This window comes from Armatimonadota bacterium, assembly GCA_023511795.1.
Lineage (GTDB): Bacteria > Armatimonadota > UBA5829 > DTJY01 > DTJY01 > JAIMAU01.
Genome location: JAIMAU010000025.1, coordinates 1 through 26,897, shown reverse-complemented (window position 1 = coordinate 26,897; position 26,897 = coordinate 1). Strand labels below are relative to the sequence as shown.

Genomic DNA, 26,897 nt, shown 5'->3' with positions numbered 1-26,897 from the left:
TATCTCCACAGAGATATATGTCCTTTCCACGCGTTAGAGGTGTTTCAACCCTACACACCCTACACTAACCGCATTTTCACGCTCAAAATCGCCGTGAATTTATGTAGGGTTGACTTTTCAACCCTACACTCACCCTACATCACCCTTCAGTGCAAACGGGTCGCCCGCCTCAACAACCCACGTAGCACCGCTGGAAATTATTAACAACACAAAAACAACCCTTGCCCATTTCACTTGCAATCTCGGAGTTCATCTGGTATACTTTCGCAAAAGAACCCCGCCGGTGCGGAAGATGATTGAGTTTAGAAACGTATCGGTAATCTACCCCAATAATATTCAAGCACTTCGAGACGTAAGCTTGCGGATCGAAAAGGGCGAATTTGTATTTATCGTCGGCCCTACTGGAACCGGCAAGTCCACATTGCTTAAGCTAATTTATCGCGAAGAAGTCGCAACAAGCGGCAAAGCCATTGTAAATGGCGTGGACGTCAAAAGGCTTCGCGGCAACGCAATTGCACGCCTTCGCAGAGGGATTGGCGTTGTTTTTCAGGATTTCGGGCTACTTCCGAGAAAAACTGCACGCGAGAATATAGCTTTTGCTTTATACGTAACTGGTGCACCTCGAAAAGAAATTAAAACGAGGGTAGCCGAGGTACTCGACTTGGTTGGGCTCCTAGACCGAGCAAATGCATATCCCGACCAGCTCTCTGGCGGCGAGCAACAGCGCATCGCAATCGCAAGAGCGCTGGTAAACAATCCTCCAATTCTCCTAGCAGATGAGCCTACTGGCAATCTCGACCCCGAAACATCTTTGGAAATCATCCGGCTTCTTGAGCGTATAAATATGCGCGGCACTACTGTCGTAGTTGCCAGCCATGACAAGCACATCGTAGACCACATGAAGAAGCGGGTGATTGCCCTCGACAAGGGAGAAATCATTAGAGACGAGGCAAAAGGCACGTATCATGAGCTTGCGAAGTCTTGAGTTTGCCGTCTGCGAGGCATTTGTAAGCATTCGGCGGAACGGCTTGATGTCAATAGCATCAGTTACTACTATTAGCCTGTCACTCGCGGTGCTCGGCGGCTTTGCGCTCCTAGTGCTCTGGCTCAACGGCGTTGCCAAATCGCTTTCGGAGGAGCTAGAAATATGCGTTTTTATGAAGTTCCGCGCCACCCCACAAGAAATAGCCCAAGTACACGATTATCTTTCACAAATGCGACACGTAAAGGCATTTACGCACATACCCGCAGCGCAGGTTTGGGAACAAGCTAAGGAAAGTTACAAAGGCTACATTGACTTAACCGGCATTCCAAACGTCAGTCTTGGCGACGAGTTTATCGTAAAGCTTGATAATGCGAAACACACTTCTTCTGTAGCAAACGAGATAGCGCGATTGAAAGGCGTAGACGAAGTTCTCGCACCTCGAAAAGAAGCTAAAGAGATTGTTCGGTTTTCAAACTTCATTGAGATATTAGGTGCATCCGCTAGCGGCGTGCTTTTGATAATAACAGCATTTATAATCAGCAACGCAATTCGTTTAACTGTTTTCGCTAGGCGGCGCGAAATAAGAATCATGCAGCTTGTAGGGGCAACCAACTGGTTCATTCGCCTACCTTTTCTACTTGAAGGAATTGTCCTGGGAGCAATTGGTGGCGCCATTGCATGCGGCATTGTATTAGGGGGAGCATTTTATGTAACCAAGGTCGTTACTCGCATGTGGCCCCTATTGGAGCGCTATCCAGGAAACATCGAACCATCTCAGCTTCTGGGCGGCATGGTTGGTCTAGGCTGTTGCATAGGGCTTGTAGGGAGCTTCATGTCCATAAGAAAGTTCCTAAAAACATAATACCCTTTTCGGTTGGCATAGTCAGCGCCGATGATATATAATGTAATCATATACGGCAAGATGAGCTGGCGCAGGTTATGTTAACCACTGCGGACAACTGGAGGAATCACTTTGGGGCAGCCGCAAAAATTTGGAGCTAGGCTTGCATTAGCAGTCTCAATAATCAGCGTCATCACTGCGACGCCGATTGATGCAAAAAAGCAAAACATAACGAGCATCAAGCGGCAACTCCAGCAGGTTGCCCGAAATATGAACCAGTATCGAAGCAGGCTCAAAGTCGTAAAACGGCAAAAGATTTATGCCTATCAAAACCTAGTTGCCGCTGAACGAAAACTTTCGATTTCGCAAGCAAAACTTGCTGATATTCGAGCACAACTTGCGCGGACCCGTAAAAAAATCGAATTAACACGCGCAGAACTGGAAAAAACAAAGCAAAGGCTCAAGAAAAGAAACGAGTTGCTTGCAACCCGCATAGCGGATACATACAAACATGGAAGTATGAGCTATATTGGCATTCTCCTTGGCGCGGCTGACTTTTCAGATCTTCTAAGCCGTGGATATGTTGTTCGGAAGGTATTAGAAAAAGACGCTGAAATCATCGAATCCATTAAAAGGGACAAAGCAGCAATTGAGCAATACCAAGCGCAACTTGAGGCTCAAGAACGAGAGCGAAGGCGGCTAGAATATCAACAAGAAATCGAGACACGCGCGGCGGCGGAATGGGCTGAGGAAAAAGAACATAACTTAAAGCGAATACAAAGCGAAGCCGCGGAGCTGGAGCGCGCCCTTGCTGAGCTTGAGGAAACATCTCGCCGCTTGGGCGAAATGCTGCGGCGGATGCACAGAGCCGCATCATTTAGCAGAACAAATATTCCTATGTGGTCTGGTGGATGGCTAAGACCAGTGCCTGGTGCTGTAACATCGGGATTTGGCATGCGCATGCATCCGATACTTAAGAGATACATACATCACGACGGCATAGACCTTCGAGCCGCATACGGCACCCTAATTCGAGCCGCAGCCGATGGGATTGTAAAATTTAGCGGAGTTTGTGGGGGATATGGCAAAACAGTAATTATTTACCATGGCGGAAACATTGACACTCTTTATGCGCACTGTAGTCGTCTCGCCGTGTCGGTTAATCAAAAAGTAAAACAAGGGCAAATAATAGGGTATGTAGGTAGTACAGGGCTCAGCACCGGCCCGCATTTGCATTTTGAATTTAGGGTAAATGGAACACCTAAGAAGCCACCATTCTAGAAAATGACCAAACGAGAGGAAACCATCTTGAAGACAACGAGAAAAAAAATTCATGTATGGCTTGCAATAATATTTATCATTGCTGCTTTTTGCGGAGGACGATATCTTAGATCAATTCAAGATAGGCCCTTATTGATTATAAAGGGCGCATCTCCACAGGCGAATGCTCTGCTCAAGCTGGCGCCGGAGCAAACCCCTATTCAGGTAGAATCCATCAAGCCGAAACCACAAATCGGGGCAGATGCAGAGTATCGTAATCTTTTCTCGACAGTGCTTAATCTTTGCAAGAAACATTACGTAGAAAAGATAACGCCTGAAAAAGAAACAAAAATGGCTCAAGGCGCAATCCGCGCCATGTTGGACTCGTTAGATGACCCAGACACGCGCTTTATCACCCCTGAAGAACGCAAACTGTTGAATGACGTCGAAGCCGGCATATTCCACGGAACGGGTGCAATACTAGCCCTAAAACATGAAAAAATCGGCGATCTTGATACAACAAATATAGTGGTAGTGGCGCCCATGCAGGGAAGCCCAGCAGACGAAGCCGGGCTCGAGCCTGGTGATGCCATAACCGAAGTAGGCGGAAAGTGGGTCATCAATCATGACCCATACATGGAGCCAGAAATTCAAAAAATGCGCAAGATGGTCAGGAACAAACAACTTGACCTCCTTTCTTATCGAAAAGCGCTTGATGAAATTGATGCAAGGCTAAAAAAAGGAATTACCATTCAAGACGCACTTGACAAACTTACAACCACGACATCTGGCGATTTAAATCTTGAGGTCGAACGGCCTGGCAAATCGGAAAGAATCAAGGTTAAGCTACGCTGCCGCAACACAGTGGTAGATCCTGTTGTTGTCAAAGAACTTAGGCATGGAATTGCGTATGTACGCATTGCGCAGTTTAATAAACGAGCAGAAAAAGAATTCGCAGCCGAAATTAGCAAATTACAAGCGCGCAGGACGAAGGCTCTAATCTTAGATGTGCGCAACAATCCAGGGGGGTCGCTCTATTCGGCAACATATATAGCATCTAAGCTCACAGGCGGAGGAACAGTCGCCACAATCCAAGGCAGAAACACAAAGCGTTCAATCAGATTACCCAAGACGCGCAGTATTGGAATACCCATTGCCGTTCTCATCAACCACGGCACGTCCAGCGTGGCAGAACTTTTTGCTGGAACTCTAAGAGATTCACAAATTGCGACCCTTGTCGGAACGAAGACTTTTGGCGATGGGTTGGTCCAAACACCAGTTGTGCTCAAGGACGGCGCATCTGCGATAGTCACGACTGGAAAAATGATAACTCCCGGCGGTATTGACTTCAATGGCCGTGGGCTAAACCCAGATATAACTGTTGAGAACAAGAACCGCAAGGTTGATGCTCAGTTTACTGCAGCTGAGAAGCTGTTGGCTTCTAAGATTGGGACACCAAAAGGATAAAAGGCTAGCGGAAATGAAAAAAGCGTTTTATTTTGTATTAATTATAATATTGATTTGCACCTCGTTTCTATGTGGTTTCACCTACACAGATTTCTCTCGAAACCCAAGCATACCGAATTTAGTAGCCTTACTCGAGCAAGCGCCCTCCAGACTGCTCCTAGGCATAAGAGCTGAACTTGAGTCTAGCAAGGCAGATGTGGAGTGTACGGATGCTTACTGGCAAATTTACTCTTACATAAGCAACAATTATTTTGGCAAAACCCCCGACCCAAAAAAACTCACCTACAGCGCGATTCGCGGAATGCTTGCTGCGCTTGGCGACAGATATACTCGCTTCTTAGATCCTGAACAAAATAAGGAAATGCAAAGCGAGAATCGCGGTGATTTCGAGGGAATCGGCGCCGAGCTTGATGTCAAAGATGGTTATGTATTCATAAAAAATCCCTTGCCTAACAGCCCAGCAAAAAATGCGGGACTGAAGAAGAATGATGTCATCCTAAAAGTAGACGATACGCTAATCCACGGCATGGATATTGACGAGGTAGTCAAGCGAATTCGTGGGCCTCGTGGTACAAAGGTAAGAATTACCATCAAGCGCGAAGGCGTTCCAGAGCCAATGGAATTCGAGATAACCCGTCAGGTGATTATATCACCTATGGTTGAAGTCGAAATGAAGGACGACGAAAGCAAAATCGGCTACATTGCCCTTCGCCAATTCAACGAAAAAAGCGACGAACAGTTTGACCAAGCGCTTACAAAGCTAGAGGCTGATAAGGTGCAAGCCCTTATACTTGATCTCCGAAACAACCCTGGGGGCTTACTAGACGTCGCTGTTGATATAGGCAGTCGCTTTATTGATAACGGTGATATCGTCATCATTCAAAACAAAGGTGGCGAGAGAACATCTTTAAGGGTAAATCCTAATCAACACAACCACAAGAGGTATCCACTAGTTGTACTAATAAATGAAATGAGCGCAAGCGCATCTGAAATTGTGGCAGGCGCAATTCAAGACCATAAGGCCGGCAAGTTAGTAGGCGTTCCAACATTCGGCAAAGGCTTGGTTCAACAAATTTTCAATCTTGAGGATGGCTCAGCGGTGGCAATCAGCACTGCAAAATACTTAACACCTCTTGGCCGCGATGTTGATAAGCAAAAGATAAAGCCGGATGTAATCGTAGAACCAACCGACGAAGACATAAAAGCAGAAAACGACGTACAGCTTAAGAAAGCCATTGAAATTCTGAAAGCAGAACTCCAGTCGAACTTTAAAAACACAACAGCTCGGGACCATAGAAAGAGCTGAACTTTGGTGCGCAGAACTCGCAAATCATGTTTGCCGGGCTGTATCAAATATACGGCAGGTCTACTACTGCTAGCAACGGTAGGATTTGGAGCGGCATATTTCCTATCGCAAAACAGGAGGGAACTTCCCAAACGGTTTCCCACAGCTCCTCAGCACGCCCCTTCGACAAGAACACAGCCAACTGCGCCTGCATGGGAGCAAACACCTTCTCGTCATAAGCCGCCTAAACCATCCGAGGCCAAACAAACAGCAAAAGCCGAAAATCCTGTCTCGCACCCAAGCGTTGATTCCGCTTCCAAAGAATCCGAGGCATCAACTAGGAAACCGCCTAAGCCAACGATTACCTCAAAGGAACAATGGAACGAGGTGTCTCATGGTAGCAGAACGAAACCTTTGATTGCTCTAACATTCGATGCTGGCGCAGATAGTAGCCCAACGCACGAAATCTTAAATGTTTTAGCTAAGCACAATTTGCACTGCACGTTCTTTCTCACAGGTAAATGGATTGAACGCAATCCGGAACTTACCCGACGAATTGCTACCGAAGGCCATGAAATCGGCAACCATACTTATTCACATCGAAGTTTACCCGAGCTTTCCGAAGGGGAAATAGTAAATGAATTGGCACGCGTTGACGACCTGGTGACTCGCCTAACAGGCCTCAGCACCAAACCACTCGCAAGGGTACCATACGGTTCTAGGGACAAGCGAGTATTGCGCATTCTTGCAGAAAACGGCTATCGCTCTATATACTGGGATGTGGACAGTTGGGACGCATTCAAACGCGGCATTACTGCCAACGAGATTTGCCAGCGCGTGCTCAGTCATGTTCAAAACGGCTCGATTGTTCTTATGCACTGCGGCAGTAAGGCAACAGCAGAAGCCCTAGATTCCATGATTGAAACGTTGCAGTCATCTGGATATCAAATTGTTACTGTAAGCGAATTAATTGGTATTTGATATTACCTTCTTCTATTGACAGGTGTTCAGAATAAAAGGGACCAAAAACTTCCTTACCTTAGCCAACATCTAATTACCATAAAAAGGAGTTGATGGGAGAAATAATATATGGAGGAAAAGCCCGAAAAAAACATTAAGCGCAGGATATGGATTGAACGTGCTTTCTTAATTTCAATAATTATCATAATTGCTGGATGGGCGGCTTCTCAACACTTCGGCGGGAAGCCATGCACAATCTGTGTTGATGGCAAGGCAATCGTTACTGTGGAATCAGCCGCCGCCGCAAAAGCCTTGCTTAACCAGTTGAGAACCCCAAGTGACGTAAAAGTTCGACACACCAGGTTCGATAAAATTGTCACGGTACGACCTGCTCGGCAAAACGCAGAAGTTGTTCCCATCCCCGAAGCCGCCGGAATGCTTGAAAACCTACTATCAGTTAGAGCTGAAGCATTTGCTATTTCAGTAAATGAAGAACCAATTGTTGCGCTCGTCAAAGAAGAAGACGCCCTAAAGACCCTTGAGATTGTAAAGAAACGTTTCGCAAGCAAAGTTGACAATCTTAGTGAGGAACCCACGTTCAAAGAAAACGTAGGCATCGAGCGCAAATATGTAGAAATCAGCAAAATCTGCCCTACCCCAGAAAAAGCTGCCGATATTCTTGTGTCAATCACCGACGAGCCAATTTATCATGTCGTAAAAGCTGGCGACCGCGCTGTATTCATCGCTCAACAGTATGAAGTTTCGCTAACCGATCTCAAAAAACTCAACCCAAACATTAATCTAGATGCTTTGGTTGAGGGAGATAGACTGCTAATAAAGCCTCCTAAGCCACCGGTTACGGTAATAACCAAAAGCTTAATCACAAAGGTAACAGAAGTAACAGCGCCTTCAGAACTCAGATATCGAACTGGCACCAAAACTGGAAAGCGTGTAACAAAAACAGTGATAACTTTTGAGAATGGTAAACCTATCAATTCCGAGGTCATCAGTCAAGTAACAGTTTGGAACAAACCAGCCCCGCCCCAATGATTGCAGCAGAATCTCCAAGAGCAGCTGGAAGCACCTTAACTGGTGGCAGGTCGGTTCCAGGAAAAGCGCTGTTTTCCTCTACATAGGCCTTCACGGTTTCGAATATTTCTTTAACCTTGCCGACACTTCCACCTAGAATTACCGCTTCAGGTCCAACCATTCGTATTATATTCACAAGTGCAACACCTACTGCATTTCCAGCCTCGACCAATATTTGTTGTGCCAACGTGTCTCCTTCACTGCTCGCTTTTGCCACTGTTTGAGCAGTGATGTCGGAAGGATTGTTCTTAACTAAGTCTGTAATTATTGATTTCGACCCCGCCTCAATTGCTTCTCTCGCCTTCCTTGCGATTGCCACTCCGCCTGCGACTGTTTCTAGGCAACCAACTAATCCACACCCGCACTTCCAATCTCCCCCTGCAAAAACATGGCCAAAGTCTCCGCCGCTGTTTCTCCTCCCCCGAAGTAATCTTCCTTCGTGAATTATTGCACCACCAACCCCAGTCCCAAGCGCAACATAAATTAAGGAATTGAGATTTCGACCAGCCCCGACGGAGAATTCGCCTAGCGCAGCCATATTTGTATCCTTGTCCATCACAACCGGTTTGCCAATTAGGTCCTCGACTTCCCTTCCAAGGGCGAAATTCCGCCAACCTAGGTTCGAAGCAACTACCATCGTCTTAGCATTATTATCAACGTATCCAGCCGCGGCAATTCCAATACCGTTACACTCATCAAACGATTTTTGAATCTCCCATAAGAACTCGGTGATATGCACAATTAGGCGTTCTGTCGCGGTATTTTGATTATATAAATCAGAGGAAGAAAGTCGAATTGCATGCGCAACATTGCCCTTCTCATCAACAAGGCCTATCCTGAGCGTGGTCCCGCCAATTTCTACACCTATGGCTTGATTAATAGTAGACATTTGTTACCCTAAATTATGAAAGGCGGAAAAAGTGTTTTTTTGCAAGAAGATTTGCCATTCTGGCTTAAAATCTTTTAGTTTCCAATAAAAGATTTTAGGATTGGAATCTGATTTTCCTCCAAAATGTTGCTCGATATATGTTGCGTATTTCTGGGTTTGCAAAATGGCGCAATATTCAAAGACAGTCGGGTAGGTTTGAAAATACCTGCTACAGGCGAGGCACGATAAACGAGAATGGAGCCATATCGCTACTTTGCAATGCTCAAAGGCTTCTCTGAAGCAGTATCAAATCCAAATCAGAAAAATCTTTGATACTGCGCTACTATAGCATCATTATTAATCTCGCTAGCCTTTTCTGACTTAAATATGTAGTTAACTTGAATCTTGTGATAGTCGGATTTCATATAATAAGTAGCGCCAATTGTGAGCCATGATATATCCTTCGAGTTCACAACCGAACAGTCAGGGTCCATAGCTTCAAAACGTGCTGCCAGCAACCACTTCCGAGATGCAGCGTAAGCCCACTGCAGATAATATCCCTGTGCATCTATGCTGGGAATCGCAGATTTGTTGCTGTGATACTGAGCCGCAAGGTACTCACAGCGAAGCGAGTTTTTGCCAAAATCATAGGCAATCGCTATATTCTGCCGAACATCCTTGCCTGAGAAATTTGCATAACCTGGCGGAGCGCCTGGAAGCTGACCAGTAAAGTCAATATCGTGGTCTTTGCGCCATGATATGGCAACTTCGGAATGAAATCGCTTTGCAGCAGAACACGGCTCGTATATGAAGCGCCCAACTATCAGCGGGCCATTGCCCTCTAATGGCTCGTTGGCACCGTTGCCGTCGAACACCCCAACTGCACACCGGGCAACCTTACCAATCTTCCGTTCAATTTGAACGCCCCGATCACGAGCAAACGACATTCCTAGACTGCCATTTGGGACCAACTTATCGGTCGGCTGGCTGCGGTCAATTAATGCGAGCATGGAGTCGGAGGTAAACCGTTCCATTCCAAAAGGCGGCTTGAACTGTCCTATCGTGAGCTTGACAGAACCAGACTGCGTATTAGCACTTGCCTCCTGTACGACTATTCGATTATCAGTTGAGCTACGGTTATTGGTTTTGTACAGAAACTGCAAGTAGTAGCTCCAGCTGCCAGAAATGGGACCACATCCATACAGCTTGAGTCTGCGCAGGCTTAGGTAATCGGCACGATCTTCTGGGTTAGTATAGCGCACCTGGAAATAGCCTTGCCACTTGTGAGTAGCGGAACCAACGCTGGATGAAGCCATCATACATGTAAGCAACGCAAACACCAGAAATCTAAAAAGTTTCAACTCCCCACCTCAATCACATCTTTACTTATTCGGCAGTACTGCCACATTGGCATGCTTTTTTGGCGGCCTTTGTCGTCAAATGGATCGACTATCACCGGGGAGTAGAAGAACTGGGAATTTGGGGCATGACAATCCGAACATCCCTTGGCGCCCCAAGCCTTCGAAGATGGCGAAACGTTGTGACTAAATGTCCAATACAAGGGTGAAGCTTGAGGATGAGGCCGACATACAAGTTGCCCGCGCACAACCTCCCAAACTCTATCTCCTTTGACAAAGGCCGGAGCAACTTGCTTAAATCGTCCCCCTTTCAGGGTCTCTGCAATTGAAGCGAGCATTGCTTTTATCTCGGCTTCCGTATTCGCTTCTGGCTTGCCGTCACCAGTGTCGTCTTTGATAACATCCTTGACGCGGTCGAAGGCTCTGGCGGTTTCGTCCAAGTGGAGCGGATAAATGATTTCGCCCACACGATTTCCCCACCAAACAGGTAGTATGGCATTGCCGGAATAGATCTTGCCATCCTCTAGGCGGAAATATGCGGGAGTCCACGTACCACTTTCCCCATACTTTTTCGCGCTCGGTACAGTCGGCAGTCCCAAAGCTTTTCCCGTTGTAGTGTCAACTGCTCCAACAGCTGCTACGTTGTGCTCCCTCACATGACAGGTCACGCATGCAATCTTAGCAAGGTGACTACTTGGCAGGGACTTATGTTCAGGCTTTTTCGCTGACTTTGGCGACAAGTGACAGCCTTCACAGGAGAGTGTGGGGTCATCAAGCTCGTCATGTAGATAAACATTGTGGGAGTGCCCTTTGCGAATCTGATGGTCGGGGCCTGATGAGTGGCAGGTGATGCACTTCATACCTGCTGCCGTGTGAACGTCAGACTGTCGGCTATCATACCAAACATGGCCACGTTTCTTGACCTCGGCTTCGCCATGACAGAGAAGGCAGTTTGCGTCTTCGGGACGAGTAATCTTCAGTGCAACCTTTCCATCGCTTATAAAGAGGGCACGATTATATGTCAAGTGAGGCAACTGACCATCCTTTACTGAACCCTCCACCGTGCCCAGTCCTGCGCCAACTGTGGCCGCCCACCTAAAGTTAGCCTTAGACAATTGGTCGCTACGAGCCTGAGCATTGTAAGACTGCATGTGACACATAAGACAGTCGGCTTCAACAACTCCAGATTTATCCCAGGCTGCCTTGTAGTAGTCACCATCAAAGCTGTCCGCGATCTCAGGGTGACTCGCCTGCCTCTGCTCGTATCTCTGCCCATCGCGGTCTCGCTCCATCGGGCCGCCGCCAGCATGACAAGCTCCACATGTTTGCGAGTATTGATATGGGGTCATGCCAATTTCATCTGCAGACGAATTGCGTTTTTTTGCCACCCAGGCGTACGACATATGGTGCTGTCTGCCAAACTGCCCTTGTGAGGAAATCCATGGTTTGCCGACCTTCTTACCATAATCATCGGAGATTCTATCAGCGCCAAGCTGAAAGTGATATGCTTTGCTGATAGCCTCATAATCATGACACGCTCCGCAGGTGCGGCGTGGGCTATATGGCTTTGCATTCGCCGCATTCGGATCAATCTTGGCCCCGTTTTCGTCAAGCAACTCAATCGGAACGTGCGAGTATGTCTGCGAATCTAAGCTTTCCGCCTGCACCAGAGCGCTAAATGCTTGAAAATTACCGTGAACTATCACAAGAATCAGCGCTGAAAAGGCAGCAGTTATAAGTGCCGCTACAGTTTTTCCACGACACCTTTCCATACACCCCTCCTTACTGTACAACATAGGCACGATGGCGCCCCATTATGTAGCCAATAGTGATAAACACCGGCAGCGTAAACATTAGCCTAACCAAGGAGAACTTCCAGCCCAGGAATGTTATCTCAAAGCTCAGCATCGGAAGCTTCATCACCGAGAATGCTCCAAGATAAATAAAGATATACTTAGCGGCGCAACCCTTCTTCGAAAGTGCCGCTGCCACAGGAAATGCTCCATACAGCGGCCCAGCTTGAAGCATTGCAAGAAGAATCATCCACAGGATGGCAATAGGGCCTGCATCTTCGCCAACGTGCCGCTCGACAATCTCCCGAGGAACCCACACATCGAATACGCCTATTAGCAAGAACATCATGGGCAATACCCAGAACATTTCCTTCAGGAAGCCTAGATAGCTGTTTGCAGACCGAATTGCAAAATCGTTGTGCCCAAACCAAACACCCCAAGCACAGAAAAACAGGAAAACACCAGTCGCTCCAAGACTGATAATGCTCCTGGGGTTTGTCTTCACAGCAGCCTCCCCATTGCCAACGCAATCGCCACAGCTCCGATAAACGATAGACCATTGCGCAAAAGCGCCGTACGCCAGCCAAAATATCTAGCTTCCATCGGTAACGTGACCACTCCTACCATCAATAGCGTCGTCAGGAAGCCTGCAACGAGCGTTATAGATGCGCCGTTCTTTAGCAAGACTCCTGCTAGTGGGAAAGCAACAAACCCAGGTATGAGCGCGACCGAGCCGACAGCCAATGCCAATACAAAATGCGCAGGAGTATCAGCGGAGAGCCACTGTCTAAGCTGTGTTGGCGTCAAAACCGAAAGAGAAATGCTGATAAGGATAAGTACAATCGACATCTCTGGAACTATCTTCCAGAACATCATCAGCCCCCGATGGACAGAGCGAATCGTCTTGTGCCTATCAAGAGCAAAGCAAGCCGCCAGGATACACAAGCCAATCAGATTGAACGCCACCAACCTTAGTACTCCTTTTTATCCGACTGAGCTCCCGCTGTACAGTCAACGTAGTTCTGAATTCTTTTCATTCGAATAAGCACTTGGACACGTCGCCTTCTTGAGTGCCGCAAAGGCTCGCTTCTGTCGAGAAGATAGGAATAGCCTTCTAACCCAGAAGCTGTATGTGTTTAGCCACTGCGCCAACTCGAATATATTGACTGCATGCAATCACAACTGCCGAGCGTATGTCTTCCAATTTCGCAAAGCCCATCTAATTCAAGACCGGCGCAGCCTCTCTATCTGTTGAAGCAAGCTCTCTTTTGAAGGGAACGTTATAGCCGATGAAGGACAAACTAAAGCACATCTGTCGCAGCCAGGTACGCAGTTAAACGGATTTGCCACAACCATTACACCGTCCCTTAGTTCAAATACACTGTTCGGACAGAACTCTGCACACTCTCCACAGCCCGTGCAAATATCTTCATCAATCGTTGGATACCAAGCTATTTTATCCCTGTCAATTCCCATATACTTACGGACGCTCACTTTTCTGACTCCTCTACTCTTTCCACCGCAGCCTTAATCTCTGCAAAGACCTCGTCGGTATTTTTCATGCCCATCATTATTGGTATCCAGTGCTCTTCATCCATGGGCACTCCTGCTCGTGCAAACCCACCTAGCAATAACTTCATCTGCTTCTTCTCGCCACACGCAGGAGTTATGTACACCGCATCTGGCTTGAGAAGATCTGCCATCATGGCCTCGCCATTTTCTTCGCACAATCTTGGGTGCATCACCAGATAGTCATGCGGAAGCTCCAGCCTTATGCGCTCCGCCAGTTCCCAAAAATCTATTTCCTCCATACTCGGACACGCACCACTGCAAGTGCACATCAGTATTACCACTTTTTTCATCTTATCTCCTCCTAGCGAAATACGTTTATCAGCCAGTGCTGAAGTCTAAATTACTTAGTCCAATTCGACCTCAATTATATTAATTAGGTAATTTCGCCAAATTACCACATTATTAATAAAAGAAAAAGGCTTTTTTCGTCTTGCACTTTGCAAACGAACTATCCCACAAGTTCCATCTGCTCTTCAGCTACTGCTTTCATTACTGCTTCTACACATCCAAAGAAGTTCAGAATGCAAGGCACACGTAAACTGTAGAACACCTGCTGCCCCACTTTTCGGTCAATAACGATGCCTGCGTCTTTCATGACAGCCAGGTGTTTGGAAACTGTCGATATGTCGGAGCCAACTAGGTCTCGCAGTTCATAAACGCATCTTTCTCCTTTTGCGAGCTCATCTATGATCATTAATCTACTAGGGTGAGCCATCGCCTTGATAATCTTTGCTCTTAGTTCGTATATTCGCCTATTCATATGCTTTTGTCCTTTGTCGCACTTTGCCCTACTAATTTTACATAGTCAATCAAAATTCTCTGCCTTTGCCAAGGCATGGCAATAAAAACGAGGTTTTAGCTTCTCAGTTTCTCATATAGGGGTATTAGCTTCTTATTGTATATTGATGTAATCGTGCTCTCATCTTCTTCCAAAGGCTTGACTGGTATCAAATCGAATACTTCGTCCTTTGTCATCCCTGACTCGAACAGCGTTTTTACAGCCCCAATAATCATATTTGTAATGCCAGTCTTGGCATCGGTCTCGCTCAGCCCGCAGTTCACCGCTATTTTCAGTAATTCTGCCCATTGGAACCAGAAATATGTCGGACCCATCGCTGTTATTATTGCATATGCCTCAAGGTCTTCGTCGCGCACAACTGGACACTCCCCCAGGGGGCTTACTAGATTGAGAATTCTCGACTTATCATGCTCACTCAGTGCTGGCGAGAAGGCTATCGGATTGAACCCAGCATTTATAATCGAAGGCGCATTTGGTATCATCCGAGCAATTCTGTCGAATCCTCCCAAACTATTAACAAGCCTTGGAATGGTAAACTTGGGCGCTAAAGATAGTACAATGCTTGATGGCTGCAAACTAGGAGCAATCTCCGATAGAACACCTCCAAGCACCGGCGGATGTATGGCGAGCACCACCATCTCGCACGTGGCTGCTTGTTTATTGTCGTTGGTTACTACCCTAATCTGCGGATGCGCGTTCGCCAGCCTGCTCAGCACATCGGCATTGGTATCACTCACAACAATACCATCTAGTGTCTCTCCCGCTCTGCTCAATCCTTCCAGGAATATCCTGACAATCCTGCCGCCGCCTATAAAACCAACGCTATTCTCCATCGTTGCACGCCTCCCTATCTACAAAATACACCGGGCTGAGCATTTGATTCTTGCCCGCCAGTATTCTGTCTAGCTATTTCAAGGCAAAATATACTGGCAATTAAAATGCACATCTCTTCCACGAAAGTTTTGCCATTTGGCATAATAACCAAATTACTACAAAATGTCAACGGTGGGAAGCAATTATTTTAAAGAGCAAATAATTGGATAGTACTCACCGCTAAACAAAGCAAACTGGCACAAAACGCGTAGAAAGCGTCTTGCGCCAGTAATGCGGGAAGGCACCTTATCAGCACCCGGACTCACAATGAAGCAAAAGGTTTTCTCTAAAGTTTAAATAGAAAGTTTTCGCCGTTATACAATAGGCCTAATGTACGTCTGCAACCGGTGATTCAGCCGATTCCGTATCAGCTTCACCAAGGGATCTTACATCATGTACGAAGGCATCCATGGAATGAGCCAGGTTGCTCAGAACCACAGCCCATTCGCGGAGATGTACCCTGCCACTTTCAGTAATTCTGTAAACATGGCGTGGTGGACCGGAACCGCTGGTGTCCCAGTCGGAGGTCACATGTCCCATCGCCTCAAGTCGCTGAAGGGTTCGATAGAGCGCTCCGCGGTCAATCTCTGCGTCGGTAAGAGCGTGGTCGGCTAGGTCAGCCGCGAGTTCGTAGCCATAAGCTGACCCCTTCTTCGCCAGCATATACAGAACAACAGGCTCCACAAACCTATAGAGATTTCCCATTGCACAGGTGCACGGGCCTCTTGCCGCGTGCCGATGACAGTATCTTCTCGGCATGAACTAGCAACTCCTTGTTCGTTCAAAAACACCACGGCACCAATCATGCGCTTTGCAGCGCTCATGTCGCGGGTGCCGTAGCGCTATAATTCTATCACATCTCGTTCCACTTGTATACATCGAGAACTTCCTCCTCACAATCTAGACGGAGCCTAAACTAAGTACTGCTAGCATTCAGCGCTGCGTTCCTGCACACCTATTAATTCGCATGCCGCCTTGAAAAACACTACAATCAGGTTGCCCACATTCGCCAAGACTTTCGGCCGAATGATTCTTTAGGCGAGAGAAAAAAATTTCCAAGTAAATAGGAAAAATATGTTGACTCCCCTGGAACGGTAGGGTATAATCTAAGTGTAAGTTACATCTATCACTCAACCTAGGTGCGGTGATACCGGAGACTGGCGGCGCAAAGGAGGATGACATGCCAAAAGGTGGCGGGACCGGCCCCCTCGGACTAGGAGCTATGACTTGTCGAGGAGTTGGGTACCGCGCTGGTTATAGAATGTCGGGATTCACTAATCCTGCAGGCTTAAGCTTCGGTCGCGGAACAGCGCGGGGCCGCGGAGACAGAACCGGCCTGGGGTTATCGTTCTGCACAAGATTAGCTAGAGGGTATTACTTTTATACCGGATTCGCCACACCGGCAACCGGAGTGTTCCTAAAACAACCACGGCTGACAAAATGACCAAGGTAAGAGCACATCTATCAGCGTTTGAGTAGTAGTTGGCGGTGGCAAAAATCGGCTTGAAAAGACCAAAAGTTGCAACCTCTTGAGAAATGAAGAAATTACTAATTCGCCGTCAAGGCGGCAAAAGGGGGTAAAAACGATGAGATATCGGAACATGTATTATCTCACAGGCTTGCCTGGATGGATGCGATTCGGCTACAGCCCCGGTTGGGTCGGTCGAAGCGCGACAGGGCTGGGCCCTTGTGCAGAGTACCTCATTACTGGTCGGTGGCCTACCTTTCAAGCGGCGCCAATGGCACAAGCTGGCGCCCCAACGGGCTGGCCAGGCTTTGAGCCACAGACGCGGCTTGAGTTCCTGAGGAAGCAAGCCGAGATACTCGAACAGCAACTCGCTACCATTAAGTCCCAGATTGAGAATCTGGAAAGAGCTCAGACCAAGTAACAGGAGCTGGGGGTATTCAACAAACAACATGCCCGATTCGGGGAAAGATCCTTTTTTTCGGCTAGTGCGCATACTATTAATATATAGTTGTGGACAGTAGCGGCGCATGAAAAGATAGTTTTGTACTGTCGGTTGTCCGTGGGCAAAGGGCAACTGACAGCCGCAAAGACATGCCTAGCCGAAAACGAGGAAACGAAGACTTATGGCTACTATTCGTACACTGAGCAGGATGCCAGCACTGGCATTCTGCTCAACTTCACAGATGAACTCGTAACTTGAAAAAACTTATTTGAAAGGAACGGAACTCAAATGAAAGTAGCAGTTTGCTCAATAGGCAACACACTCGATGCGCTGGTTGACCCCAGATTTGGCAGGTGTGCGTATTTCGTCATTGTCGACACAGAGACGTTCGATGCATCTGCCGTTCAAAACCCTGGGGCAATGTCGGCGCAAGGCGCGGGAATCCAAGCGGCCCAATTGGTCTCATCCCTTGGTGTGTCGACCGTGATAGCCGGCAATCTGGGTCCGAATGCGTACCAAGCGCTCTCTGCGGCTGGAATCAAGGTATATTCTTGCGCAGGTGAAACCGTAAGGAACGCAGTGAATCTTCTCAAAGCAGGAGCGCTACAAGAAATCTCTGCACCGACAGTTGCCGCCCACTTTGGAATGAATGCCCCTCCCGGCCAAGGACCAGGAATGGGCATGGGCGGAGGTATGGGCCGTGGCCGAGGCATGGGTCGTGGAGGCCGTGGGCGCGGCGGATGGTAAATATCTAACGGAGGTTAATCAGATGCCAGGAATGGATGGAACAGGTCCTGCTGGACAAGGACCTATGACGGGTAGAGGACAGGGGCCTTGTAACCCTCTTGGAACCAATAATTCACAAGCGACCCCACAGCAGCCAATTAGCTGGCTTGGAAGAATACTGCAAGGGACACTTGGCAGTTTCGGCCTTGGGGCCTATGGCATTCGCCGAGGAGGCGGCCGCGGTATGGGAGGTGGCCGAAGACAAGGACGAGGCAGGAGACGCACTTTCTGATGAGAGTGGCAATCACCGCAAAAGAACCGTCTATTGAAAGCAAGGTTGACCAAAGGTTCGGACGGAGTCGGTATCTCATAGTCGTTGACACCGATACCGGAAATACCGAGGTGCATGACAATAAAGTGAATCTGAACGCCGTGCAGGGCGCAGGGATACAGACAGCCCAAAATATAGCCATGCTGGAAGTTGAAGCTGTCCTCACAGGTCATGTGGGGCCGAACGCCTTCCGTGCTCTGTCGGCTGCGGGAATTAGAACTTACGCGGGGTTTCAGGGCACTGTTGGAGAAGCTATTGAAGAGTTCAAGTCTGGAAAGCTAAGCCCAATAGACTCCGCCGATGTGGAGAAGCACTGGTAAAAGTGATAAATACAACTACCATCGCGGTAGCCAGCGGGAAAGGCGGCACCGGCAAGACAACCATAGCGACTAATTTGGCGCGCGTTGCAGAAATGCAGGGATTTGACGTCAGCTACCTTGACTGCGACGTTGAGGAACCGAACGGCCACATATTCCTGAAGCCTGAGCTTGAGAAAACGACTTCTGTTTTTGTTCCCGTGCCCGTCGTAGATGAGGACAAATGTATAACTTGTGGAAAGTGCAAGGAGATATGCCAGTACAGTGCAATAGCGCTACTTGGCAAAACTGTCCTCACATTTCCAAATCTATGCCATGGATGTGGCGGGTGTGTGCTGGTCTGTCCAACCGGTGCGATAACCGAGGCCGGCCGCGAAGTGGGAGTTATTGAAGAAGGAATAGCGAGCGGAATCAAATTTGTGCATGGGAAGCTCAGAATTGGCGAAGCCATGTCGCCACCTCTTATAAGAGAAGTCAGGAAGAAAACTACAGACGGCGGTTTGAACATAATCGATGCTCCCCCTGGCACTTCCTGCCCGGTGATACAATCAGTGAGGGGAGCTGATTATGTGCTCCTTGTGACTGAGCCAACACCGTTTGGTCTAAACGATTTGAAGCTGGCCGTTGAGATGCTAAGGGTGCTGAAGCTGCCGTTCGGGGTTGTTGTGAACCGCGCTGATGTTGGCAACAAAGCTGTTTTCGACTACTGCGACAGCGAGTCCATTGAGATGCTTTTGCAAATACCCGACGACAGACGAATTGCGGAAGCTTACTCGCGAGGCAAACTTATCATCGAGGCGCTGCCCGAATATACCGCGGCGTTCGAATTGCTGCTGAAAGGTGTTACTTTTGCGCAACCGCAATCTTGAAAAGATGCCGCACGAGCTAGAGGCTGTGCTTGTTAGCGAATACGATGCGGCGCTTGACCCTGCAGGCTTCGATACTAGAGATGCGGTCCTGGATATCGCCACTGGCTCAGGCCGAATGCTCCTACAGATTCTAAAGCGAGGATATTCGGTAATATCAGGCGACATCAACCAAGAGGCATTGAAAAAAAACTAAGGAGCGACTCGGCGGTCTGGCTGATAAGCCCACGCTTGTAATTCTGGATGCACATAAGCTTCCTTTCGATGAGGGCAGTTTCCACGCAATCACGTTTGTGAATGCCATCCATGAAATTGACAATCCATGCGGTGTGCTTGACGAAATAACGCGGGTGCTAGCTGTTGATGGAAGGCTCTCACAGTGGAGTTCAATGCAAAAGGATTTGAGTTGATGGAACAGTAGCATCAGATGCAAGGCAAGGTAAAACACCGAAAGGGCGAGACATCCACCGAGCAGATTGATTCGTACCTGCGGTCGTTATTCGACCAAGTGGAAGCCCAGGAGTTAGGCATCACGCATGTCTGGGCCGCGTCAGGCAAGAAAACGAAAGCCAATGAACCGTTTGGCATTGTAGATGAGAAGGCAATCGCTGACGCTCTTTCGAAAGTACAGCCCAAAGAAGACTGACAAAAGCAAGATTCGAAGGATAAACGCAGAGAAAGCGCCGCCTTCGGTTGGGGGATTTCGAAAAGTTCAAAGAGGCAAAGAGCGGCCGGATGAGGTCGTCTTCCGGTACTTATTGGAAAGACTGACAAAGACATAATGAGCGCAAAAGCCCCTGTGAAATATAAATACCTATATGGCCCTGTGCCATCGCGGCGACTTGGACGGTCGCTGGGAGTGGACATCGTGCCGCACAAAGTCTGCAGCTATGACTGCATATATTGCCAGCTTGGTCGAACAACCGAGCTGACTTCTATACCTGGAAGGCTTGTCGGCGCAAAGGATGTAATGTGGGATATCGAGCAATGGCTGGAACACGGTGGGACTGCGGACTACATTACCTTCGCAGGCTCCGGCGAACCTACGCTAAACACTGATCTTGGCGAGATGATTCGGGCGATAAAGAGGCTCACCGATATTCCACTGGCTGTGATTACGAACGGTTCGCTGCTCTACAATGTCGAAATACGTGATGCAGTTTCGATGGCAGACGTTTTGCTACCTTCCTTGGACGCTGGAACTCAGCATACTTTTCGAGCAGTAAATAGACCTGCGCCTGGCATCAGTTTCGCTGAAATGACTGAAGGTCTTGTGCAAACTGCACAGGAGTCCCATGGCCAAATTTGGCTGGAGATTATGCTAGTCGAGGGAGTCAATGATTCGGATGCCGAACTTCATGCGATGTGCGAAATTATCCAGTTAATCTGCCCCGACAAAGTGCAGTTAAACACCGTCGAAAGGCCGTCAAAATCCGGAGAAGCCAAGTGTGTCTCTGATGAGACGCTTAGAAGAGCATGTAAAATCTTTGGTGGCACGGCCGAGATTATCGCAGGCGGAGTGCTCATGCCTGCAGACAAGCGGCAATGGCGGGAGGTCAGAGACGAGCTGATGCGAATGCTCTCCAGAAGGCCTTGCACCATAGATGATATTGTCACTGCTTCAGGCCGAAATATTCACGAGGTTACAAAGCATCTGCAACGTCTCATGCAAGAAGGACTCATAGAACAAATTGGGGACACTGACCCTTACTACCGTTGTGTGACTGGAGGATAAAATGGCGGATGTACGAACCACCGACCAGCTCACGCTGGCCGAGCAATCAAACGAGGTTGCTAATGTGCTAGGCGTAATGAGCGGCAAAGGAGGCGTAGGCAAGTCGCTTGTTACCAGCCTGCTTGCCTGCGCTCTCAGAAAAGCTGGACATGCGGTCGGGATACTTGATGCGGACGTAACCGGCCCAAGCATTCCGAAGATGTTCGGAATAGCTGAAAGACCCGAGATAAATGAGTTGGGCATATTCCCAGTCAAGACTCGCTCCGGAATAAGGGTTATTTCCATCAATCTGTTGCTCGACAGCCCCGATGAGGCCGTGATTTGGCGCGGCCCTTTGATCTCAAATGCGGTCAAGCAGTTTTGGAAGGATGTGTTCTGGGGCAAGCTTGACTATCTATTGGTAGACCTCCCACCCGGCACGGCCGATGTCCCTCTCACCGTAATGCAGTCACTGCCCCTGGACAGTGTGGTCATAGTGACCTCACCACAGGAGCTAGCCGCAATGGTTGTGCGGAAGGCGGTGGATATGTATCGCAAAATGAACGTGCCTATTCTCGGGCTAGTTCAAAACATGGCATGGCTTAGGTGTCCAAAATGCGGCAGTGTCAGCTACCCATTCGGAAACTCTAACGGAGAGCATATCGCCCGCGATATGGGGATTCCTGGTCGACTTGCCAATTGACCCAGAAATATCGTCCCATTCCGATGCTGGGACAATTGAAGACCACATGGTAAACCCTATCGCCGATAAAATTGATTTGATTATAAGCCGGCTGACGGCGATAAAACAAGCGCAAACGGTTGGACCGCGTGATGAAAATAACACTCCTTGTTGATAACGAAGCAGCAAGCGACATGCTGAAGTCGGAGCACGGGCTGAGCTTTCTCGTTGAAACCAACGATGGGGCAGTCATGTTCGACACCGGGCAGACCGATGCGTGGCTATACAACCTAATTGCTCTTGGACGCGAGCCCGGGGCGATCAAAGCCATAGGTCTCAGCCATGGTCACTACGACCATACCGGCGGACTGATTAGAGCAATGAAGGAATTACCAAGGATAGCATACTTTGCACACCCTGCATGTTTTCAACCGAAGTACGCGCAATCAACAGTTGGGGTGCGTTACATTGGAATGCCTGCTGAGGTCGTGCTGCGGAAGGCTGCTTTCGTGCTCAACAAATCGGCGGTCGAAGTTCTGCCCGGTGTGATTCTGAGTGGAGAGATTACACCAATGGTTGGAACGCAAATATTCGAAAGCAGGTTTCTAACAGGCGATGACGAACTTACGCAAGACACTTTTGAGGATGAACAGTGTCTAATCGTGCGAAACGGCGGCAAGGTTGCCGTGCTGGTTGGCTGTGCACACAGAGGAGTCGAGAACAATGTGCTCGCTGCAATAAATGTGGCGGGTGTAACGCGCATTGACCTGCTCGCAGGCGGATTTCATCTGGGCGGCGCAGATGAAGACAGGCTGGAATCGCTCGCCGGATTCCTGCAGAGGATGGATATAGGACAGATAGCCTGCTGCCACTGCACAGGGGCGAAAGCATATCAGTATCTCAGGTCTAATCTTGGCTCGCGAGTTACCGCTGGCCGAGCCGGGATGTCCTGGTGCATATGAATTGAGTTGAACATTGATGAGCAATTCCAAGGTACAAAGCATTATGCACAGCCATGCCAGAGAGATTTACGGAAGGCAGTGTCTAAAGTGGAAACCGAGTACCTAATGAACAAAAATGAATTCCGTGTAACAGGGCTCGATGTCTCGCAAAAAGCATTGGACGAGCGCCCGACACAATTAGAACTGCGGCGCAAAGCGCCGATTACAAGCCTTTTCCGGCCTATTAGTTCGATGCCAGAATCTATGTTGCCTCCTGTGGTGCATCAAAGGCCACAAAAGGGTGATATAACAAACAGCACGAGTCCCTCGTCCGAACCGGTGGAGTTATTGTCATGCTGCTCAACCTGGAATTAGGCCTAATTCAGCGACCCAATCTTTTATGTGCGCAGAACTTGACAAAAGGAAGCATAAGAAAGGTAAGAGTCCGTGAAAGAGCTTGTCGTGATAAGCGGAAAGGGCGGAACAGGTAAGACGAGTGTCGTCGCCTCGTTCGCCGCTCTTGCAGAAAACAAAGTGCTTGCCGACTGCGATGTGGATGCCGCCGACCTACATCTGGTGCTGTCCCCCAAAATCGTGCGGCGCGAGGAGTTCAGCGGCAGCAAGAAAGCGTCAATCCTAGCCGACAAATGCATAGGATGTGGAAAGTGCGCGTCTGTGTGCCGATTTGACGCTATTAGCTTCGACGGCCCTGCGAACGACGTCGTCGGCAAGACCTATCAGATTGATCCCATAGCTTGCGAAGGCTGTGGAGTCTGCGTCTACGTCTGCCCCGTCAAAGCTGTGAATTTCTTTCCAAGCATCAACGGAGAATGGTTCATCTCTGAAACTAGACACGGCCCAATGGTTCACGCAAAGCTTGGGCTCGCCGAGGAGAACTCCGGCAAGCTTGTTACAATAATAAGAAAAGAAGCAAAAAGAATCGCTGAAGAAAATGGTCAAGAACTTATCATCATTGATGGCCCGCCCGGCATTGGCTGTCCTGTCATAGCTTCGATCACCGACTCAAGCTTGGTACTCATAGTAACGGAGCCGACTCTATCTGGACTACACGACATGGACCGTGTTGCTGATTTGGCCGCCTATTTTAAGGTTCCAACAATGGTCTGCGTCAATAAAAGTGACCTCAATCCCGAAATGACTGCCGTGATACGCGAACGATGTACCGAACGGAACACAAGCTTCCTAGGTGAAATTCGCTATGACGAGGCAGTCACCCGGGCTCAGATAGTTTGTAAGAGCGTTGTCGAATATAACAACGGCCCTGCATCCAGCGATATCAAATCGCTGTGGAATGCTGTAAAGCACAAATTGGAATAACCAATCGAATACATAAAGGAGGTAGTATACACCTAAAATGAAGATCGCTATACCAACTGCAAATGGCCTTCTCTGTCCTCACTTTGGACATACCGATGAGTTCACAATTGTGGATGTTGACCCTAAAAACAACGAAATCGTCAACACACAAACGATTCCCGCGCCCGAGCATGAACCCGGACTGCTTCCGAGATGGCTGCACGAGATGGGAGTTACTGTTGTTATCGCTGGAGGAATGGGGGTCCGCGCCCAGAGCCTATTTTCACAGAATGGAATTCGGGTATGCGTGGGCGCTCCGGTTGCTCTTCCAGCTGACATAGTAGCCGCGTATCTCGATGGGACGCTGGAGACTGGAGCAAATCCTTGCGATCACTAGAACTGCCGGAGAATGCAAAACAATCAAACGCAGAAGACAGCACCAGCGCTGCCGACCTTCACCGCAACTGTTTCGCTTGCGGAAAACGCAAAGACGGCCTAGGCCTGACATTTAAGGTGAGCGACAAAGATACCGTTTCGGCCGAATGGTTCTGCGAAGCTCGATACCAGAGCTATCCAGGAATTGCACATGGCGGCATCATAGCTACTGTTCTCGATTCCGCCATGACGAACTACCTGCTGATAAAAGGCATATCGGCAGTAACGGCGAGCCTACAAGTTGAATATAGGGAACCTGTGAAGGTTGGTGCCATGGTGACGGTGAAAGCATCGTTGGTACGCTCTCGTTCGCCCTTATTCGTGCTCGAAGCCGAGATTATCCAAGAGGAACGGGTAAAAGCCACGGCGTCAGCCAAGTTCATGCGCGTGGATACATGGCCTAATATGAGCCATTTATATTAATGGTCTCACTATAAACCATTTCCCCATCTTAGATGTTTCCACTAGCCCAGGATGGCAACTGGATCGCCTACGAGCATGCCACTGCCGGCAACCGCACGTTTACATATGACATCAAAGGCAACAAGCTCACCAAGACAAACGGTGGTGTCAAGACAACCTATGTGTATAACACGGATGTGATAAGGGTAAGGAAAACTACAGGGGTGGCGGGCAACGGATTTCTTGCTGAATTTCACAGAAATATTGAAGGAAAAACTAGCAATATCGTCGCATAGTATGTTAAACCTGGACTGCTTAGCAGAATATTGGAAGAGATACAGGCGATCTACCATGTGGATGGAATTGGGAGCACCAGGGCGATGAGTGATGGCAGTACACCACCAGCAATCCTCGAAGCAGCGGTCTACGATGCTTATGGAAACATGCTCGTCTCTTTCAGAGAAGCCCCAAACTTCGGTTTCGCCGGGCAATACAGGTACTATGCTGATTTGACAGGCTTACACTACCTGAAGGCAAGGTACTATGACCCAGGTGTTGGCCGCTTCATCTCTCGTGATCCAATCGGATACAGAGGAGGGATGAATCTCTACGCATATACCGATAACCAACCAGTGACAAGGGTAGATCCCGCCTGGCTTTTTGCGAATTTGCTGCCGTGGATTCCGATTTATTACTGCTCTAAATGTATTGGTATTCCCACTGCTGCCTTCCTTGGTTGCCTCGCTGGGGGATGTTTGAAAACAGGAACATGCATAGAATGCTTTCGCGAAATAATGTGTCAATATAGAGACGAGTTTAAGGACGGTTGTGAAGATTGCTTTCTCACTCTTATCCCGTTTCTACCTAAAGGACCGCGAATATCAATAAGGTTTCCTCCGACAGAATTCCCAACCATCCCGCCGCGGGCTCCGCCATAGTCAGCAGTCAGCGGTGATGCGTGCTCAAACGCACTGCATATCAGGAAGTAGACTGTCTTCTAGCTATGCATGACCAAAGCAGATGCGATTCACTGCATTGTGGGATCAAATATGGAACACAAGTATAGTGCTCAAACACATTAGGAGGGTGGATTCAGATGGAACTACCCAGCGTGTTAGCTGCGGTTTTTGGGTGCTTAGTATGCCTGTATGGGATATTTGTATCCAGGCAAAGAGAGTTAAAGATTGGATTCTTCTATTCTCTGGTGGGGTTTGGTTTGTTTACCTATCTTAACATCGTCTCAGGAAGAAGCAAGGATGAAGCTTCTATTCTTTTCCTGGTCGGCAGCATACTAACATGGCGGGGGCAGTTGCTGAAAGGCGAACAACAGTAGCACCCCATGAGCGTTCAGAGGCAGGCACATCGGCAATGACAACGTTCACTAGAAATACAATTTATCGCTGGTGCAGTGCTATTGTTCTTCGGCGTCGGAGCATTGGTCGGATGGGCTGTCTCGCCTGGCGGGTTCCGTTTTTTATACTTACCATTCGGCATGCTGATAAGAAAATTGCCTGCTTGGTTTGGTGAGCACCCTATTCCAAAAGAGCACACTGCGATTTGGAGGCGAGAGTCTTGGTTTCCTGCTGTTTGGTCTGTCATCTTGACAGCTCCTCATGTCTGGATTATATGGCTGGCTATGCGGATTCACCCTTGTCAGCCATAGTAAGCGTAGGGACGACGATTTACACCCACGATGCGGCAATAAGATGCTCACTGCCAGCAACCATACGTCTACCTACGACGAAAAGGGAAACAAGCTCACCAAGACAAACGGTAGTGAAAGGCGCTGTTAGCGCAGACCAGCATAAGCATCCTGCTAGTCTGATAATAAATGTTGCTGAGATATAGGAGAACGCATGTTGCGAGAATAACAACGGTTGTAATGGCAATACTATTTGCAGTCTGTGTTGCACTGCGTTTTGCACAAAGGCATGGGTTCACCTCAGTCACCGCTAATTTAGATGAAGCCATCAATTGTCAGTAAAGCAAACCGGCCCAAACGACCTCCACGCGTTTGGGCCGATAATGTGGTAGCCCGTAGGGGATTCGAACCCCTGATCCCGTGGCTGAGAACCACGTATCCTAGACCGCTAGACGAACGGGCCG

At 48.5% G+C, this 26,897-nt stretch carries 36 protein-coding genes, 1 tRNA gene and 1 pseudogene; 27 read left to right on the top strand and 11 right to left on the bottom strand.

Translation table 11 applies throughout. The features are described from left to right. Positions 1–292: 292 nt before the first annotated feature. The 7 genes from ftsE (at position 293) to K6T99_12415 (ending at position 7,848) form a co-directional block, all read left to right on the top strand. Positions 293–985 carry a cell division ATP-binding protein FtsE gene (ftsE, locus tag K6T99_12445; GenBank protein ID MCL6520628.1) on the top strand — a complete coding sequence of 231 codons (693 nt, stop codon included), beginning with the start codon at positions 293–295 and terminating at the stop codon, positions 983–985. Next, complete coding sequence (gene ftsX / locus K6T99_12440) at positions 966–1,847, top strand: permease-like cell division protein FtsX (GenBank protein MCL6520627.1); 882 nt, start codon at positions 966–968, stop codon at positions 1,845–1,847. Before ftsE ends, ftsX begins: the two co-directional genes overlap by 20 nt. Before the next feature lie 111 nt (positions 1,848–1,958). Further along, positions 1,959–3,107: a peptidoglycan DD-metalloendopeptidase family protein gene (locus K6T99_12435; GenBank protein MCL6520626.1), complete on the top strand. Its 1,149-nt coding sequence runs from the start codon at positions 1,959–1,961 to the stop codon at positions 3,105–3,107. 27 nt (positions 3,108–3,134) lie between these two features. Beyond that, positions 3,135–4,553, top strand: coding sequence for a PDZ domain-containing protein (locus K6T99_12430; protein ID MCL6520625.1), 1,419 nt, complete (start codon positions 3,135–3,137; stop codon positions 4,551–4,553). A 13-nt stretch (positions 4,554–4,566) separates the two neighbouring features. Continuing rightward, positions 4,567–5,859, top strand: coding sequence for a S41 family peptidase (locus tag K6T99_12425; GenBank protein ID MCL6520624.1), 1,293 nt, complete (start codon positions 4,567–4,569; stop codon positions 5,857–5,859). 6 nt (positions 5,860–5,865) lie between these two features. Beyond that, entirely contained in the window at positions 5,866–6,819 is a 954-nt protein-coding gene (locus tag K6T99_12420; protein MCL6520623.1) for a polysaccharide deacetylase family protein, read from the top strand. Between the two features lie 108 nt (positions 6,820–6,927). Then, positions 6,928–7,848, top strand: a complete 921-nt coding sequence (locus tag K6T99_12415; GenBank protein MCL6520622.1) for a LysM domain-containing protein — start codon at positions 6,928–6,930, stop codon at positions 7,846–7,848. On the opposite strand, the gene K6T99_12410 is transcribed toward K6T99_12415, so the two are convergent. The 10 genes from K6T99_12410 to K6T99_12365 all read right to left on the bottom strand — a co-directional run bounded on the left by K6T99_12410 (position 7,805) and on the right by K6T99_12365 (position 15,855). Beyond that, on the bottom strand, positions 7,805–8,776 hold the full coding sequence (locus K6T99_12410) for an ROK family protein (protein MCL6520621.1): 972 nt from the start codon (positions 8,774–8,776) through the stop codon (positions 7,805–7,807). The two genes, K6T99_12415 and K6T99_12410, sit on opposite strands and share 44 nt — an antisense overlap. Positions 8,777–9,072: 296 nt before the next feature. Next, positions 9,073–10,116 (bottom strand): OprO/OprP family phosphate-selective porin, encoded by a 1,044-nt coding sequence (locus K6T99_12405; GenBank protein ID MCL6520620.1) that lies wholly within the window; start codon positions 10,114–10,116, stop codon positions 9,073–9,075. Continuing rightward, on the bottom strand, positions 10,113–11,885 hold the full coding sequence (locus K6T99_12400; GenBank protein ID MCL6520619.1) for a hypothetical protein: 1,773 nt from the start codon (positions 11,883–11,885) through the stop codon (positions 10,113–10,115). Before K6T99_12400 ends, K6T99_12405 begins: the two co-directional genes overlap by 4 nt. A gap of 10 nt (positions 11,886–11,895) precedes the next feature. Then, a complete protein-coding gene (locus tag K6T99_12395) occupies positions 11,896–12,411 on the bottom strand; it encodes a permease (GenBank protein ID MCL6520618.1) in 516 nt (171 codons plus the stop codon). Continuing rightward, on the bottom strand, positions 12,408–12,872 hold the full coding sequence (locus tag K6T99_12390; protein ID MCL6520617.1) for a permease: 465 nt from the start codon (positions 12,870–12,872) through the stop codon (positions 12,408–12,410). The genes K6T99_12395 and K6T99_12390 overlap by 4 nt, the downstream gene beginning before the upstream one ends. Positions 12,873–13,130: 258 nt before the next feature. Then, entirely contained in the window at positions 13,131–13,400 is a 270-nt protein-coding gene (locus tag K6T99_12385) for a ferredoxin family protein (GenBank protein ID MCL6520616.1), read from the bottom strand. After that, positions 13,397–13,768 carry a hypothetical protein gene (locus K6T99_12380; protein MCL6520615.1) on the bottom strand — a complete coding sequence of 124 codons (372 nt, stop codon included), beginning with the start codon at positions 13,766–13,768 and terminating at the stop codon, positions 13,397–13,399. Before K6T99_12380 ends, K6T99_12385 begins: the two co-directional genes overlap by 4 nt. A 158-nt stretch (positions 13,769–13,926) precedes the next feature. Further along, positions 13,927–14,238 (bottom strand): metalloregulator ArsR/SmtB family transcription factor, encoded by a 312-nt coding sequence (locus K6T99_12375; GenBank protein MCL6520614.1) that lies wholly within the window; start codon positions 14,236–14,238, stop codon positions 13,927–13,929. Positions 14,239–14,333: 95 nt separating this feature from the next. After that, on the bottom strand, positions 14,334–15,110 hold the full coding sequence (locus K6T99_12370; protein MCL6520613.1) for an NAD(P)-binding domain-containing protein: 777 nt from the start codon (positions 15,108–15,110) through the stop codon (positions 14,334–14,336). Positions 15,111–15,477: 367 nt separating this feature from the next. Beyond that, entirely contained in the window at positions 15,478–15,855 is a 378-nt protein-coding gene (locus K6T99_12365; protein MCL6520612.1) for a helix-turn-helix transcriptional regulator, read from the bottom strand. Between the two features lie 475 nt (positions 15,856–16,330). Here K6T99_12365 and K6T99_12360 point away from each other — a divergent pair, with 475 nt between their 5' ends. The 20 genes and pseudogenes from K6T99_12360 (at position 16,331) to K6T99_12265 (ending at position 26,639) form a co-directional block, all read left to right on the top strand. Next, positions 16,331–16,594 carry a DUF5320 family protein gene (locus K6T99_12360; GenBank protein ID MCL6520611.1) on the top strand — a complete coding sequence of 88 codons (264 nt, stop codon included), beginning with the start codon at positions 16,331–16,333 and terminating at the stop codon, positions 16,592–16,594. Positions 16,595–16,736: 142 nt separating this feature from the next. Then, on the top strand, positions 16,737–17,039 hold the full coding sequence (locus K6T99_12355) for a DUF5320 domain-containing protein (GenBank protein ID MCL6520610.1): 303 nt from the start codon (positions 16,737–16,739) through the stop codon (positions 17,037–17,039). Positions 17,040–17,177: 138 nt separating this feature from the next. After that, positions 17,178–17,318, top strand: coding sequence for a hypothetical protein (locus tag K6T99_12350; protein MCL6520609.1), 141 nt, complete (start codon positions 17,178–17,180; stop codon positions 17,316–17,318). A gap of 30 nt (positions 17,319–17,348) precedes the next feature. Then, positions 17,349–17,807 (top strand): NifB/NifX family molybdenum-iron cluster-binding protein, encoded by a 459-nt coding sequence (locus K6T99_12345; GenBank protein MCL6520608.1) that lies wholly within the window; start codon positions 17,349–17,351, stop codon positions 17,805–17,807. A 22-nt stretch (positions 17,808–17,829) separates the two neighbouring features. Further along, positions 17,830–18,078: a DUF5320 domain-containing protein gene (locus K6T99_12340; protein ID MCL6520607.1), complete on the top strand. Its 249-nt coding sequence runs from the start codon at positions 17,830–17,832 to the stop codon at positions 18,076–18,078. After that, positions 18,078–18,437 (top strand): NifB/NifX family molybdenum-iron cluster-binding protein, encoded by a 360-nt coding sequence (locus tag K6T99_12335; GenBank protein MCL6520606.1) that lies wholly within the window; start codon positions 18,078–18,080, stop codon positions 18,435–18,437. The genes K6T99_12340 and K6T99_12335 overlap by 1 nt, the downstream gene beginning before the upstream one ends. A gap of 5 nt (positions 18,438–18,442) precedes the next feature. Further along, on the top strand, positions 18,443–19,303 hold the full coding sequence (locus K6T99_12330; GenBank protein MCL6520605.1) for an ATP-binding protein: 861 nt from the start codon (positions 18,443–18,445) through the stop codon (positions 19,301–19,303). After that, on the top strand, positions 19,284–19,496 hold the full coding sequence (locus tag K6T99_12325) for a hypothetical protein (protein MCL6520604.1): 213 nt from the start codon (positions 19,284–19,286) through the stop codon (positions 19,494–19,496). Before K6T99_12330 ends, K6T99_12325 begins: the two co-directional genes overlap by 20 nt. Positions 19,497–19,512: 16 nt before the next feature. After that, positions 19,513–19,710, top strand: a complete 198-nt coding sequence (locus K6T99_12320) for a class I SAM-dependent methyltransferase (protein MCL6520603.1) — start codon at positions 19,513–19,515, stop codon at positions 19,708–19,710. 17 nt (positions 19,711–19,727) lie between these two features. Next, positions 19,728–19,946 carry a hypothetical protein gene (locus K6T99_12315; GenBank protein MCL6520602.1) on the top strand — a complete coding sequence of 73 codons (219 nt, stop codon included), beginning with the start codon at positions 19,728–19,730 and terminating at the stop codon, positions 19,944–19,946. Positions 19,947–20,081: 135 nt separating this feature from the next. Further along, the gene (locus K6T99_12310; protein ID MCL6520601.1) at positions 20,082–21,035 is read left to right on the top strand and encodes a radical SAM protein; all 954 of its coding nucleotides are present in this window, start codon (positions 20,082–20,084) and stop codon (positions 21,033–21,035) included. 1 nt (position 21,036) lies between these two features. Continuing rightward, positions 21,037–21,871 (top strand): annotated as a pseudogene (locus K6T99_12305) (Mrp/NBP35 family ATP-binding protein). Next, the gene (locus K6T99_12300) at positions 21,849–22,658 is read left to right on the top strand and encodes an MBL fold metallo-hydrolase (protein ID MCL6520600.1); all 810 of its coding nucleotides are present in this window, start codon (positions 21,849–21,851) and stop codon (positions 22,656–22,658) included. The pseudogene K6T99_12305 and the gene K6T99_12300 overlap by 23 nt, the downstream one beginning before the upstream one ends. Before the next feature lie 426 nt (positions 22,659–23,084). Then, positions 23,085–23,975, top strand: a complete 891-nt coding sequence (locus K6T99_12295; protein MCL6520599.1) for an ATP-binding protein — start codon at positions 23,085–23,087, stop codon at positions 23,973–23,975. A 37-nt stretch (positions 23,976–24,012) separates the two neighbouring features. Then, on the top strand, positions 24,013–24,351 hold the full coding sequence (locus K6T99_12290; GenBank protein ID MCL6520598.1) for a NifB/NifX family molybdenum-iron cluster-binding protein: 339 nt from the start codon (positions 24,013–24,015) through the stop codon (positions 24,349–24,351). After that, complete coding sequence (locus K6T99_12285) at positions 24,339–24,812, top strand: PaaI family thioesterase (protein MCL6520597.1); 474 nt, start codon at positions 24,339–24,341, stop codon at positions 24,810–24,812. The genes K6T99_12290 and K6T99_12285 overlap by 13 nt, the downstream gene beginning before the upstream one ends. 32 nt (positions 24,813–24,844) lie before the next feature. Next, positions 24,845–25,087 (top strand): hypothetical protein, encoded by a 243-nt coding sequence (locus K6T99_12280; GenBank protein ID MCL6520596.1) that lies wholly within the window; start codon positions 24,845–24,847, stop codon positions 25,085–25,087. A gap of 84 nt (positions 25,088–25,171) precedes the next feature. Beyond that, the gene (locus K6T99_12275; GenBank protein ID MCL6520595.1) at positions 25,172–25,729 is read left to right on the top strand and encodes an RHS repeat-associated core domain-containing protein; all 558 of its coding nucleotides are present in this window, start codon (positions 25,172–25,174) and stop codon (positions 25,727–25,729) included. 358 nt (positions 25,730–26,087) lie between these two features. Continuing rightward, a complete protein-coding gene (locus tag K6T99_12270; protein MCL6520594.1) occupies positions 26,088–26,318 on the top strand; it encodes a hypothetical protein in 231 nt (76 codons plus the stop codon). A gap of 45 nt (positions 26,319–26,363) precedes the next feature. After that, positions 26,364–26,639, top strand: a complete 276-nt coding sequence (locus tag K6T99_12265; protein ID MCL6520593.1) for a hypothetical protein — start codon at positions 26,364–26,366, stop codon at positions 26,637–26,639. A 180-nt stretch (positions 26,640–26,819) separates the two neighbouring features. On the opposite strand, the gene K6T99_12260 is transcribed toward K6T99_12265, so the two are convergent. Next, positions 26,820–26,896, bottom strand: a tRNA-Glu gene (locus K6T99_12260). Position 26,897 lies beyond the last annotated feature (1 nt).

Bases quoted from the DNA above. Each gene is read 5' to 3' on its own strand.
- ftsE (MCL6520628.1), top strand. From the start codon at position 293: ATGATTGAGTTTAGAAACGTATCGGTAATCTACCCCAATAATATTCAA.
- K6T99_12310 (MCL6520601.1), top strand. From the start codon at position 20,082: ATGAGCGCAAAAGCCCCTGTGAAATATAAATACCTATATGGCCCTGTG.
- K6T99_12300 (MCL6520600.1), top strand. From the start codon at position 21,849: ATGAAAATAACACTCCTTGTTGATAACGAAGCAGCAAGCGACATGCTG.
- K6T99_12315 (MCL6520602.1), top strand. From the start codon at position 19,728: ATGCAAGGCAAGGTAAAACACCGAAAGGGCGAGACATCCACCGAGCAG.
- K6T99_12345 (MCL6520608.1), top strand. From the start codon at position 17,349: ATGAAAGTAGCAGTTTGCTCAATAGGCAACACACTCGATGCGCTGGTT.
- K6T99_12335 (MCL6520606.1), top strand. From the start codon at position 18,078: ATGAGAGTGGCAATCACCGCAAAAGAACCGTCTATTGAAAGCAAGGTT.
- K6T99_12425 (MCL6520624.1), top strand. From the start codon at position 4,567: ATGAAAAAAGCGTTTTATTTTGTATTAATTATAATATTGATTTGCACC.
- K6T99_12370 (MCL6520613.1), bottom strand. From the start codon at position 15,110: ATGGAGAATAGCGTTGGTTTTATAGGCGGCGGCAGGATTGTCAGGATA.
- ftsX (MCL6520627.1), top strand. From the start codon at position 966: ATGAGCTTGCGAAGTCTTGAGTTTGCCGTCTGCGAGGCATTTGTAAGC.
- K6T99_12270 (MCL6520594.1), top strand. From the start codon at position 26,088: ATGGCGGGGGCAGTTGCTGAAAGGCGAACAACAGTAGCACCCCATGAG.
- K6T99_12290 (MCL6520598.1), top strand. From the start codon at position 24,013: ATGAAGATCGCTATACCAACTGCAAATGGCCTTCTCTGTCCTCACTTT.
- K6T99_12400 (MCL6520619.1), bottom strand. From the start codon at position 11,885: ATGGAAAGGTGTCGTGGAAAAACTGTAGCGGCACTTATAACTGCTGCC.
- K6T99_12365 (MCL6520612.1), bottom strand. From the start codon at position 15,855: ATGGGAAATCTCTATAGGTTTGTGGAGCCTGTTGTTCTGTATATGCTG.
- K6T99_12410 (MCL6520621.1), bottom strand. From the start codon at position 8,776: ATGTCTACTATTAATCAAGCCATAGGTGTAGAAATTGGCGGGACCACG.
- K6T99_12375 (MCL6520614.1), bottom strand. From the start codon at position 14,238: ATGAATAGGCGAATATACGAACTAAGAGCAAAGATTATCAAGGCGATG.
- K6T99_12360 (MCL6520611.1), top strand. From the start codon at position 16,331: ATGCCAAAAGGTGGCGGGACCGGCCCCCTCGGACTAGGAGCTATGACT.
- K6T99_12355 (MCL6520610.1), top strand. From the start codon at position 16,737: ATGAGATATCGGAACATGTATTATCTCACAGGCTTGCCTGGATGGATG.
- K6T99_12340 (MCL6520607.1), top strand. From the start codon at position 17,830: ATGCCAGGAATGGATGGAACAGGTCCTGCTGGACAAGGACCTATGACG.
- K6T99_12415 (MCL6520622.1), top strand. From the start codon at position 6,928: ATGGAGGAAAAGCCCGAAAAAAACATTAAGCGCAGGATATGGATTGAA.
- K6T99_12275 (MCL6520595.1), top strand. From the start codon at position 25,172: ATGAGTGATGGCAGTACACCACCAGCAATCCTCGAAGCAGCGGTCTAC.
- K6T99_12280 (MCL6520596.1), top strand. From the start codon at position 24,845: ATGTTTCCACTAGCCCAGGATGGCAACTGGATCGCCTACGAGCATGCC.
- K6T99_12380 (MCL6520615.1), bottom strand. From the start codon at position 13,768: ATGAAAAAAGTGGTAATACTGATGTGCACTTGCAGTGGTGCGTGTCCG.